This window comes from Stenotrophomonas sp. STEN035 (assembly GCF_056759935.1).
The window spans coordinates 1-11,211 of the sequence record NZ_JBRRDY010000063.1 but is presented as its reverse complement, the minus strand read 5'-3'; the positions used below and the strand labels follow the sequence as shown (position 1 = coordinate 11,211).

Below are 11,211 nucleotides of genomic sequence, written 5' to 3'. Positions count from 1 at the left end.
GCGCCGCGATTCCCGCCTGCCGGCGGGCAGCCAGCTCGCCAGCCCCCGGCCCCGCGCAGCCCCGCCGGACCGCCGCCGGTGCGCGCGCGGCCCCCCACTACCCGGAGCACAGCATACCCCTCCCCAGCCTCCCCTTGCCTGCGGCAAAGGGAAGGAGCAAAGCGCCTGAATCAGGAGCCCAACAACTCAAAGCTCACCGCTTCGCCGCTCACCGACGAAGCGCATACCCACACATCAAACAGACCCGGCTCAGCAGTGTAGTCGCCGTCCACACCAGTGAACGCGAGCTGCTGTCGATCCAGGCGGAATTCCACCTCCACCGATGCGCCTGCTGCAATGGCCACCTTCTGGAAGGCCTTCAACTCGCGAACCGGGCGTACCCGGCTGGCGACGCGATCGTGCACATACAGCTGCACCACTTCCTCACCCGCAACCGTACTGGTGTTACGCACAGTGGTACGGATCACAAGCGTGCCATCCCAATCCAACTGCGGCGTGCTCAGACGTGGCGTTTCATATTCAAACCGCGCATAGCCAATACCATGGCCGAACGCATACAAGGCTGTATTCGGAAACTCGCGCCAGCGTGATTTGAACTCCGACATGGTCGGCAGTTCCGGGCGGCCGCTGCGTGGGTGGCTGTAGAAATATGGCTGCTGGCCCGAGGCATGCGGGAAACTCACCGGCAGGCGCGCCGACGGGCTGTAATCGCCGAACAGGATGTCAGCCAAAGCATGGCCATTCTGCGTACCCAGATACCAGGTAACCGCAATAGCCTGCGCATCACGCACCGCACCTTGCAGCGCCAGCGCGCGACCATTGCGCAGCAGCACCACCAGCGGCGTGCCGGTGGCAGCGACGGCTTCAGCCAGCATCTGCTGTGCCGGTGGCAAGCTGATCTCCACCCGCGACTGCGCTTCACCGCTGTAACGCTGCGGTTCGCCGACCGCGAGCACCACCACATCAGCACGCTGCGCGGCAGCGACTGCGGCTTCGATTCCGCCTTCCAGCGATTCTTCCAAACCAGAGCCCGCCACGACTTCCAATGCCGCTGCATCGCCAAGGGCGGCGCGTACGCCGCTCTCCAGGGTGACGTAACGCGACTTGTCACCGAACAAGGTCCAGCAACCTTCGATGTTGTCGCGGTCCTGCACGAAGGGGCCGATCAACGCGATCTTCTGGCCCTGCTTCTTCAACGGCAGCAGCTCGCCTTCGTTCTTCAGCAGCACCACGGAACGGCGTGCGGTGTCGCGCGCCAATGCGTCGTGCTCGGCGATATGCGACTGGTCAGCCTCGCGCGCCGGGTCCAGCGAACGATAGGGGTTGTCGAACAGACCGATCGCATCCTTCAAACGCAGGATGCGTCGTACCGATTCGTCCAACACGGCCATCGGCACGTCGCCGGCCTGCACAAGCCCGGCCAGATGCTGATCGTAGAAACCGCTCTGCATGCTCAGGTCCAACCCGGCCAAGAACGCCTTTTTAGTAGCGTCCACTTCATCGGCGGCATAGCCGTGGGCGATCAGCTCCATGTCGGCGGTGTAGTCGGAAACCACCACGCCCTGGAACTTCCATTCCTTGCGCAGCAGATCGGTCAGCAGCGCGCGGTTGGCACTGGCCGGTACGCCGTTGATGTCGTTGAAGGCGCTCATCAGCGACAGCGCGCCGGCATCCAACGCCGCCTTGAACGGCGGCAGGTGCACGTCGCGCAATGTCTGCGGCGAAATATCCACCTGCGCGTATTCCATACCGGCGGCAACCGCACCATATGCAGCGAAATGCTTGGGCGTGGCCAGCAGCGAATCTTCGGCTTTCAGGTCATCGCCCTGGAAGCCACGCACGCGCGCGGCGGCAAACTCGCAGCCCAGCACCACGTCCTCGCCTGCCCCTTCGGCACCGCGCCCCCAGCGTTGGTCGCGGGCGATATCCACCGCTGGCGCATAGGTCCAGTGGATGCCGGCGGCAGTCGCTTCGATGGCAGTGGCGCGGGCGGTGCGACGGGCCAGATCCGGTTCGAAGCTGGCGGCCTCGCCCAGCGGAATCGGGAACACGGTGCGCATGCCGTGGATCACGTCGGAGGCGAGGATGACCGGAATGCCCAGGCGACTCTCTTCCAGTGCCACCTGCTGGATGCGCCGGCCCAGCTCGGCACCGACGCCATTGAACAGCGAGCCGACCCGGCCGGCGCGCACCTGTTCCAGCACCTGCTCGGCATTGCGTACGTTGGCCTCCGGGTTAACGTCCGGGGCGAACGGCCGGACCATGTCGGCGAATACGCTGAGCTGGCCGACTTTTTCGTCGACTGTCATGCGGGAAATCAGGGATTCAATGCGGTCGGGGGCCACCGGCAGTCCTTCATGTAAACGATTTCAAGCGACTAATTCTAGCGCTACAAGCGTGAAGTGGCTGCCGGATGGCTGCACCAGTAATGCCTAGCCATGCTCGGCATTGCCGCTTCAGCCCCTCTCCCGCGAAGCGGGAGAGGGGTTGGGGTGAGGGCAGCTTTTCGCTGGGAAAGCCCCCTGCCGAGCATGGCTCGGCACTACAGCTTCAGCCCCCTCCCTTTCGCGTAGCGAAGGGGAGGGTTGGGGAGGGGTGGCTCTTCGCAGGGAAGGCCCCTTGCCGAGCATGGCTCGGCACTACAAGTGATCAGTCGAGCTGCTTGCGGGCAGTCATCAGCATGGCGTCGCTGGATTCCTGGAATACGTGCAGGCCGAACTCCGGCAGGATCGCCAACAGGTGATCGAACATGTCCGACTGGATCGCCTCGTACTTCGCCCAGGCGGTTGAGGAGGTGAAGCAGTAGATCTCCAGCGGCAGGCCCTGCGGGGTAGGTGCCATCTGCCGCACCAGCAAGGTCATGTCCTGATGGATGCCGGGGTTGTTCCGCAGGTACAGCTCGACATAGGCGCGGAAGGTGCCCAGGTTGGTCAGCCGGCGTGCATTGACCGGCTCCGGATGCGCCTGTGCCACCTGCGCATTCCACTGCCGCAGTTCCTGCTGCTTGCCCGCCAGATAGTCATCCAGCAGTGCGATCTGGCCCAGCCGCTCGAGGCCACCAGCATCAAGGAAACGCACGCTGTGCTGGTCCAGGTAGATCGACCGCTTGATCCGACGACCGCCCGCTTCCTGCATGCCGCGCCAGTTCTTGAACGACTCGGTGACCAGCTTCTTGGTCGGGATGGTGGTGACGGTCTTGTCCCAGTTCTGCACGGTGACGGTGTGCAGGGCGATGTCGATCACATCACCATCGGCGTTCTGGCTGGGCATCTCGATCCAGTCGCCGATGCGCACGCGGCCATCGCCGCTGATCTGCACGCTGGCAACCAGCGACAGGATGGTGTCCTGGAAGATCAGCATGAACACTGCCGTGGCTGCACCCAGGCCGGTGACCAGATGCAACAGCTCCACGCCGACCAGGATCGCCACCATCGACAGCCCGGCGAACACGAACACAACGATTTTGACGACCTGCAGATAGCCTTTGATCGGCTTGTTGCGCGCATCGGCGCGGCGCTCGTAGAAATCGTTGAAGGCGTCAAGTGCGTGCGACACCGCCATCGCGATGGTCAGCACCGTCCATGCATGACACAGCGCCTTCAAACCGTTCACCAGACCCGGCGGCAGCTCCGGCACGATGCTCAAGCCAGCGGCAAGCACCACCGACGGAACGATATTGGACAGGCGCGCAATCACCCGCAGCGGCTGCCTGGCGTTGTGATTGGGGCCGGAGAAGCGTTCGATCATCGAACGCAGGCCGCGCAGCAGGATGCGTTTGGTCACGAAGTTGGCCAGCCATGCCACCAGCAGCAGACCCGCCAGCACCACCGCCGGGTAGGCCATCGGGTACGGTGCCAGCATGTTCTCCAGCTGATCCAACCAACGAATTCCCATTACCGCCATCGTGCACTTCTCCTTTTATTCGTACTGCAGAAACAAGCTGTCCAACCGCATTGCGTGATCGGACAGGCATAGCTCAGGCCGCACACGGCAGTGCGCGCGACCGGATTGCAACTGGCTCAGACCTCAGCGCGGCTGCGCTCGATGATCACGCCAACCGCGCGCGCACCGCGCACCGCGCCGGGCTTGCTCAACTTCAGCCGCAGCCATTGCACGTTGAATTCGTCCAGCACGATCTGCGCGCAGCGCTCGGCCAGCGTTTCCACCAGACCGAAATCGGAGGCGCGCACAAATTCCATCAGGCGCTTGCTGACCGCTTTGTAGTTCAGCGTGTCGACGATGTCGTCGCTGGCGGCCGGCTTGCGGTTGTCGAAGCCCATTTCCAGATCGAACACCAAGGTCTGGCGGATGCGCCGTTCCCAGTCGTAGATGCCGATCAGGGCGTCGATTTCGAGCCCTTCGATGAGTACCTTGTCCATTGCATCTGTCGTATTGGATGAATACGACATGGTAACGGCAGCAGACTGAGCCTGCCGTGGACGAGCACGGCAGACCTGCTTGTCAGCCCTGCAATGGCGGCAGCAACGCCATGTCCCAACGCGGCGTCACCTTGATCTCGGCCGGGCCGTGCTGGCCGGCCTGCAGGCGCAGGGCACCGGCGAAGGCAATCATCGCGCCGTTGTCGGTGCACAGTGCCGGGCGCGGGAAACAGACCCGGCCACCGCGGCGCTGGGCGTCATCCTGCAGCTTGGCGCGCAGGCGCTTGTTGGCGCCGACACCGCCGGCCACCACCAATACGTCGCAACCGGCCGCATCCAGCGCGCGGCCACACTTGATCACCAGCGTGTCGACCACCGCGTCTTCAAAGCCACGGGCGATGTCGGCGCGGGTCTGCTCGGTCTGGTCGCTGTCACGCCAGGCCATCAGCACCTGGGTCTTCAAGCCGGAGAAGCTGAAGTCCAGCCCCGGCCGGTCGGTCATCGGCCGGGTGAACTTGAAGCGCCCCGGGGTGCCGATCTCGGCCAGCTTGGCCAGCTGCGGGCCGCCCGGATACGGCAGGCCCATCATCTTGGCGGTCTTGTCGAAGGCCTCACCGGCGGCATCATCCAATGTCTCTCCGAGCAGACGGTATTTGCCGATGGCGTCCACCGCGATCAGCTGGGTGTGGCCACCGGAGACCAGCAAGGCCACGAACGGCGCCTCCGGCGGGTCGTCTTCCATCAGCGGGGCCAGCAGGTGGCCTTCCATATGGTGTACGCCGATGGCCGGCACATCCAGGCCCCAGGCCAGCGAGCGGGCCACACCGGCACCGACCAGCAGCGCGCCGACCAGGCCGGGGCCGGCGGTATAGGCCACGCCCTCGATATCGGAGATGGCGATACCCGCCTCGTCCAGGGTCTGCCGGATCAGCGGCAGGGTCTTGCGCACGTGGTCGCGGCTGGCCAGCTCCGGCACGACACCGCCGTATTCAGCATGCAGCGCGATCTGGCTGTAGACGGCATGCGCACGCAGCGCAGCCGCCCCGGAGAGTGAGGTGTCGTAGACGGCTACGCCCGTCTCATCGCAGGATGATTCAATGCCAAGTACTTTCATAAGGCGTATTGTGGACCTCTCTGACGCCCCCGCCAAATCCCGGGGGTTGCACGTCTGCGCAAAGGGACTATAATGCGCGGCTCACCGGGTGTGTCCCGGTTTTTCTACAGAGTCCCCGGAGATTCCATGCCCAGCGTTAAAGTCCGCGAGAACGAACCCTTTGAGTTTGCTCTTCGCCGCTTCAAGCGCACTTGCGAAAAGGCCGGCGTGCTGGCCGAAACCCGCAAGCGCGAGTTTTACGAAAAGCCGACCCAGGAACGCAAGCGCAAGGCTGCTGCAGCCGTGAAGCGCCAGCTGCGTCGTTCCTCGCGCGACGTCACCAAGCGTCAGCGCCTGTACTGATCGTACGCGACTCCTGAACGGGGGGCTCCGGCCTTCCGTACTGGGGTGAAAGCCGGCACGCGCAAGCGTAGCCGGCTTTTTGCGTTCCAGACGCCAGCAATGCTGACGTCTCTTCCCCCGTATTCCCGACCCAATGAGGTGCTCCATGAGCCTGAAGCAACAGCTGTTCGAAGACATGAAGGCCGCCATGAAGAGCGGCGACAAGCATTCGCTGAGCGTGATCCGCCTGATCAACGCCGCCATCAAGCAGCGCGAAGTGGACGAGCGCATCGAGCTGACCGACGCCGACGTGATTGCCGTGCTGGACAAGATGATCAAGCAGCGCAAGGACTCGGTCACCCAGTTCGAAGCCGCCAACCGTGAAGACCTGGCCGTGATCGAGCGCGACGAGATCGTGGTGATCGAGCGCTACGTGCCGGCCAAGATGGGCGAAGCCGAAATCCAGGCCGCGATTGACGCCGCCAAGGCCGAGACCGGCGCCAGCAGCGCTGCCGACATCGGCAAGCTGATGGGCGTGCTCAAGCCCAAGCTGGCTGGCCAGGCCGACATGGGTCTGGTGTCCAAGCTGGTCAAGCAGGCCCTGGCCGGCTGATCCCAGCTGCCGAGGTTTGCGCGACAAGGCCCGCCACGTGCGGGCCTTGTTGTTTCTGCCCTTCTGTTTTTTTGTAGTAGCGGCTTCAGCCGCGAAGCTGGCAACGCTGGAATCACCGACCGGCCTGCAATCTGATGAATCTGTGGCTTCGCGGCTGACGCCACTCCTACATTTCCGTGCATTGTCGGGAAAGCCCCTGCCGAGCATGGCTCGGCACTACGGGGGTGTGCCGATTTGGCCGCCGAGGACCGCCCCATTCACCCGCTCCGAAGCCCGCCTTTGCTAGAACAGACCCCTGACTTCACGCGATCCATCTGATGCCTGCAACCCGCCCCACCCTGCATTCGCTCAAATCCCGGCTGGAGCTGCTCCAGCAAAGCCTGCCCGCTGCCCTGGCCCGCCGCTTCGTCGAAGCCGACGTGATGACCCAGGCAGCCTCGCTGGCCTTCTATACCCTGCTGTCGCTGGCGCCGCTGCTGGTCCTGCTGCTGTGGCTGACTGCCTCACTGTACCCGCCTGCGCAACAGACACTTATCGAGCAGATCGGCTCACTGGCCGGCCCCAGCGTGGCCGAGGTGGCACGCACGGTGATCACCAATGCCAGTGCACAACCGGATCTGGGTTCGTTGGCGGGCATCTGGAGCCTGATCCTGCTGTTCATTGGCGCCACGGTGGTATTCGCCCAGCTACAGGCGGCCTTGAACCTGATCTTCCGTACCGACTCCAAGCGCTTCGAAGGCATCTTCGGCTGGCTGAAGAAGCGGGTGTTCTCGGCCGGCGTGGTGCTGGCGCTGGGCTTCCTGCTGATCGTGTCGATGGTCGCCACCACCGCCCTGCAGGTGATCTTCTCGCGCCTGCCCTCTGTCCTGCCGGCGCTGGGCTACACAACCACACTGGCACTGTATGCGCTGGGCTTCGCCTTCCTCTATCACTACCTGCCGGACCGGCCTGTGGCGTGGCGACAGGCCTTTCTCGGTGGCGCCATCACCGCCGTGCTGTTCACCCTCGGCCGCTATGCGATTGGCCTGTACATCGCCAACGCCGCACCGGGCAGCGCCTACGGCTCGATGGGAACGCTGGTGATCATGCTGGTGTGGATCTACTACGCCAGCGTGGTGTTCTTTGGTGGTGCGCTGATTACCGCGGTGATCGATGAGCGGGCGCATGCGCGGCGGAAGGTGGCGGCTGAGGCCGAGGTTGGTGTTGGGGCTTTGGACTGACGGCCAGAGCAAAAGCTGAAGCCAATGCACCCCTCCCCAGCCCTCCCCTTCGCTGCGCGAAAGGGAGGGGGCGGCTTCGCTCCCTCCCTTTGCCGAAGGCAAGGGGAGGGCCGGGGAGGGGTCGCCTTGCGCCTCTGACTGAAAACCATCAAGCCCAACACCCCGCCAGCACCAGCCCAGCCTAGTACACTCCCCTTCCCCCCTTTCATCGCGCCCCGCCAACCGGCGGCGCTATCGATTTGCCGCATGGCCCGACTTCCCGACGCGTTCATTGACGACCTGCTGGCCCGCACCGACATCGTCGAAGTGGTGGGCTCACGTGTGCCGCTCAAGCGCCAGGGCAAGGAGTACGCGTCGCGCTGCCCGTTCCATGACGAGCGCTCGGCCTCGTTCACGGTCTCGCCGACCAAACAGTTCTATCACTGCTTCGGTTGCGGCGCGCACGGCACCGCGATCAGCTTCCTGATGAATTACGACCGCCTCGAGTTCCTCGATGCGGTGGATGAACTGGCCAAGCGCGTGGGCATGGAAATCCCGCGCGAAACCAACGCACGCACACCCCAGCAGCAGGACGACAGCCGCGACCAGTATTCGGCGCTGGATGCCGCCACCCGTTTCTTCCAGAAGCAGCTGGAAGGCAACGACAAGGCCCGCGCCTACCTCGATGGCCGTGGCGTGGATGCCGACACCCGCGCGCGCTTCTCCATCGGCTATGCGCCGGATGGCTATAGCGCGCTGAAGGACGCGCTGGGCAAGGACGAGCGGCGCATGAAGCTGCTCGAACGCGTCGGCCTGTTCTCCAAGAACGATCGCGGCCACGTCTACGACAAGTTCCGCGACCGGGTGATGTTCCCGATCTTCGACCGCCGTGGCCGCGTCATCGCCTTCGGCGGCCGCGTCATGGAAAAGGACGACGGCCCCAAGTACCTCAACTCGCCGGAAACCGCGCTGTTCCACAAGGGCCGCGAACTGTACGGCCTGTGGCAGGTGCGCCAGGCCAACCAGAAGATCGAAAGGCTGATCGTGGTTGAAGGCTATATGGACGTGGTCAGCCTGTTCCAGTTCGGCGTCACCCAGGCGGTGGCGACGCTGGGCACGGCGACCACGCCCGACCATGCCGAGCTGCTGTTCCGCAACGCGCCCGACGTGTACTTCTGCTTCGACGGTGATGCCGCCGGTCGCCGTGCCGGCTGGCGAGCACTGGAGTCGGTGCTGCCGCGCATGAAGGACGGCCGCCAGGCCTTCTTCCTGTTCCTGCCCGATGGCGAGGACCCGGACACCATCGTGCGCAAGGAAGGCGCCGACGCTTTCGATGCACGGCTCAAGCAGGGCACGCCGCTGTCGCAGTTCTTCTTCGACGAACTCAGCCGCGAGATCAACCTCGGCACTCTGGACGGCAAGGCACGCCTGGCCGAACGGGCGAAGCCGATGCTGGCGCAGATTCCCGATGGCGCCTTTGGCGACCTGATGAAGCAGGAGCTGGCGCGCCTGACCGGCATCGGCAGCACCGCAACAGCCTCCGCGCCGGCAGCGCGTCCGCCGATGCGCAACAACGCCGTGCCTGCGCAGAAGCGCAGCCTAGTGCGTGCGGCCATTGCCATCCTGTTGCAGCAGCCCTCGCTGGCGATGAGCCTGGAAGGTCACCACGCCATCGGTGGCCTGCGCCTGCCCGGCATCGAGCTGCTGGTTGAACTGTTGAACCTGGTGCAGCAGCGCCCGGACATCAGCACCGGCGCCCTGCTCGAACACTTCAACGAGCGCGAGGAGCAGGCCGCATTGCACAAACTGGCCGCGCAGGCGCTGCCCGGCGATGAGGCGATGTGGGCACAGGAACTGCAGGACGCCGTGCTGCAACTGGAGAAGCAACTGCTGACCCAACGCTTGGACGAGCTGCAGGCCAAGCAGCGCCAGCAAGGCCTGGACGACACCGACAAATACGAACTGCGCGAGCTACTCAAGGCCCGCGCCAGTCTGCGCCTCTGACATCTGCAACGGAGCACTGCATGTACATCCATCGCCTGTCACTGCTCCTCTCACTGCTGCTCGCCGCCGACGCCTTCGCAGGCGATGCAACGCTGCGCCAGCCGCGCCCGGACCTGATCACTGCCGGCCAGCCGAGCGCACAACAGCTGCGCGATGCCGCCGCCAACGGCGTCACCACCGTCATCGATCTGCGCAAGCCTGACGAAGATCGCGGCTATGACGAGGCCGCCCTGGCCGAGCAACTCGGCCTGCGCTATGTGCGCCTGCCCATCGCCGGTGCCGGCGACATCACCGAAGCCAACGCGCGCACGCTGGATCGCCTGCTCAAGCAGGACAGCGGCAAGACCCTGCTGCATTGCGCCTCCTCCAACCGCGCAGGCGCCTTGCTGTCCTTGATCGACGCACGCATCAATGGCGCATCGGTGGAGGACGCACTCAAGTTCGGCCGCGATGCGGGCATGACTTCACTCGAGCCCGCCGCACGCGCCACATTGGAAACCCCCACACCCTGATCGAGGCACTGCTGACATGACACGCTGGTGGTCGCGACTGCGACCGGACAACTTCACCCTCGCCCTGCTCGCCACCGTCGCCTTGGCCAGCGTGCTGCCGCTTACCGGCGCCGCCGCCAAGGGCTTCGACCATTTCACCGATATCGCCATCGCCGCGCTGTTCTTCCTGCATGGCGCGCGGCTGCCACGTGAGTCCATCGTCGCCGGTCTGCTGCACTGGCGCCTGCATATCACCATCCTGGCCTGCACCTTCGTGCTGTTCCCGCTATTGGGTTTGGCGATGAAGCCGCTGGCCGGCTGGGCGCTGACGCCCGAGCTCTACATCGGCGTGCTGTTCCTGTGCGCCCTGCCCTCGACCGTGCAGTCCTCGATTGCCTTCACCTCGATTGCCGGTGGCAACGTACCTGCAGCCGTGTGTGCGGCTTCGTTGTCGAGCATCCTCGGCGTGTTCCTGACCCCGTTGCTGATGACCGTGCTCGCAGGTTCGCAGGGCGGCATGGCCAACCCGCTGCATGCGGTGGGCGCGATCATGCTGCAGCTGTTGGTGCCATTCGTGCTTGGTCATCTGCTGCGTCCATGGATCGGCCGCTGGATCGAACGGAAGCGTCCGCTGCTGCGCTACACCGACCAGGGCACGGTGCTGCTGGTGGTCTACGCCGCCTTCGGCGAATCGGTCAGCGAAGGACTGTGGAGCAAGACCCCGCCGCTATCCTTGTTGGCTGCTGCCTTGGTTGCGGTCGTGTTGCTGGCGATCGCCATGCCCGGCATCACCTGGCTGGCACGACGGCTGGGCTTCAACCGTGCCGACCAGATCACCATCATGTTCTGCGGCTCCAAGAAGAGCCTGGCCACCGGTGTGCCGATCGCCAAGGTGTTGTTTGCCGGCGGCAGCCTCGGCGCGATCGTGTTGCCGATCATGATCTACCACCAGATCCAGCTGATCGTCTGCTCGATGGTGGCGCAGCGGTATGCGAAGCAGAACGCTGAATCAAAGCAACAATAATCGACACCGGGGTTGGTAGTGCCGAGCCATGCTCGGCAGAGGCCTTACCGATAGAGCCCCTTGCCG

The 11,211-nt window shown here is 64.5% G+C and carries 10 protein-coding genes; 6 read left to right on the top strand and 4 right to left on the bottom strand.

Annotation, left to right across the window (positions count from 1 at the left end):
• Positions 1-170: 170 nt before the first annotated feature.
• The 4 genes from ACVOLL_RS20225 to tsaD form a co-directional block, all read right to left on the bottom strand.
• Positions 171-2,345 carry a glycoside hydrolase family 3 N-terminal domain-containing protein gene (locus ACVOLL_RS20225; RefSeq protein ID WP_481514525.1) on the bottom strand — a complete coding sequence of 725 codons (2,175 nt, stop codon included), beginning with the start codon at positions 2,343-2,345 and terminating at the stop codon, positions 171-173.
• A 304-nt stretch (positions 2,346-2,649) separates the two neighbouring features.
• On the bottom strand, positions 2,650-3,903 hold the full coding sequence (locus tag ACVOLL_RS20220; RefSeq protein WP_481514524.1) for a mechanosensitive ion channel family protein: 1,254 nt from the start codon (positions 3,901-3,903) through the stop codon (positions 2,650-2,652).
• Between the two features lie 116 nt (positions 3,904-4,019).
• Positions 4,020-4,379: a dihydroneopterin aldolase gene (folB, locus tag ACVOLL_RS20215; protein WP_481514523.1), complete on the bottom strand. Its 360-nt coding sequence runs from the start codon at positions 4,377-4,379 to the stop codon at positions 4,020-4,022.
• A gap of 82 nt (positions 4,380-4,461) precedes the next feature.
• Complete coding sequence (gene tsaD, locus ACVOLL_RS20210; protein WP_481514522.1) at positions 4,462-5,493, bottom strand: tRNA (adenosine(37)-N6)-threonylcarbamoyltransferase complex transferase subunit TsaD; 1,032 nt, start codon at positions 5,491-5,493, stop codon at positions 4,462-4,464.
• 126 nt (positions 5,494-5,619) lie between these two features.
• Here tsaD and rpsU point away from each other — a divergent pair, with 126 nt between their 5' ends.
• The 6 genes from rpsU (at position 5,620) to ACVOLL_RS20180 (ending at position 11,145) form a co-directional block, all read left to right on the top strand.
• Positions 5,620-5,835, top strand: coding sequence for a 30S ribosomal protein S21 (rpsU, locus tag ACVOLL_RS20205; RefSeq protein WP_002808376.1), 216 nt, complete (start codon positions 5,620-5,622; stop codon positions 5,833-5,835).
• Between the two features lie 145 nt (positions 5,836-5,980).
• On the top strand, positions 5,981-6,427 hold the full coding sequence (locus tag ACVOLL_RS20200) for a GatB/YqeY domain-containing protein (RefSeq protein ID WP_481514521.1): 447 nt from the start codon (positions 5,981-5,983) through the stop codon (positions 6,425-6,427).
• Positions 6,428-6,744: 317 nt separating this feature from the next.
• Positions 6,745-7,647, top strand: a complete 903-nt coding sequence (locus ACVOLL_RS20195; RefSeq protein WP_481514520.1) for a YihY/virulence factor BrkB family protein — start codon at positions 6,745-6,747, stop codon at positions 7,645-7,647.
• 246 nt (positions 7,648-7,893) lie between these two features.
• Positions 7,894-9,630: a DNA primase gene (gene dnaG, locus ACVOLL_RS20190; RefSeq protein ID WP_481514519.1), complete on the top strand. Its 1,737-nt coding sequence runs from the start codon at positions 7,894-7,896 to the stop codon at positions 9,628-9,630.
• A gap of 20 nt (positions 9,631-9,650) precedes the next feature.
• Positions 9,651-10,142, top strand: a complete 492-nt coding sequence (locus ACVOLL_RS20185; RefSeq protein WP_481514518.1) for a protein tyrosine phosphatase family protein — start codon at positions 9,651-9,653, stop codon at positions 10,140-10,142.
• 16 nt (positions 10,143-10,158) lie between these two features.
• On the top strand, positions 10,159-11,145 hold the full coding sequence (locus ACVOLL_RS20180) for a bile acid:sodium symporter family protein (RefSeq protein WP_481514517.1): 987 nt from the start codon (positions 10,159-10,161) through the stop codon (positions 11,143-11,145).
• The last annotated feature ends 66 nt before the right edge of the window (positions 11,146-11,211 follow it).

Coding starts and splice junctions, on each gene's coding strand:
- ACVOLL_RS20180 (WP_481514517.1), top strand. CDS start 10,159: ATGACACGCTGGTGGTCGCGACTGCGACCGGACAACTTCACCCTCGCC.
- folB (WP_481514523.1), bottom strand. CDS start 4,379: ATGGACAAGGTACTCATCGAAGGGCTCGAAATCGACGCCCTGATCGGC.
- dnaG (WP_481514519.1), top strand. CDS start 7,894: ATGGCCCGACTTCCCGACGCGTTCATTGACGACCTGCTGGCCCGCACC.
- tsaD (WP_481514522.1), bottom strand. CDS start 5,493: ATGAAAGTACTTGGCATTGAATCATCCTGCGATGAGACGGGCGTAGCC.
- ACVOLL_RS20200 (WP_481514521.1), top strand. CDS start 5,981: ATGAGCCTGAAGCAACAGCTGTTCGAAGACATGAAGGCCGCCATGAAG.
- ACVOLL_RS20220 (WP_481514524.1), bottom strand. CDS start 3,903: ATGGCGGTAATGGGAATTCGTTGGTTGGATCAGCTGGAGAACATGCTG.
- ACVOLL_RS20195 (WP_481514520.1), top strand. CDS start 6,745: ATGCCTGCAACCCGCCCCACCCTGCATTCGCTCAAATCCCGGCTGGAG.
- ACVOLL_RS20185 (WP_481514518.1), top strand. CDS start 9,651: ATGTACATCCATCGCCTGTCACTGCTCCTCTCACTGCTGCTCGCCGCC.
- rpsU (WP_002808376.1), top strand. CDS start 5,620: ATGCCCAGCGTTAAAGTCCGCGAGAACGAACCCTTTGAGTTTGCTCTT.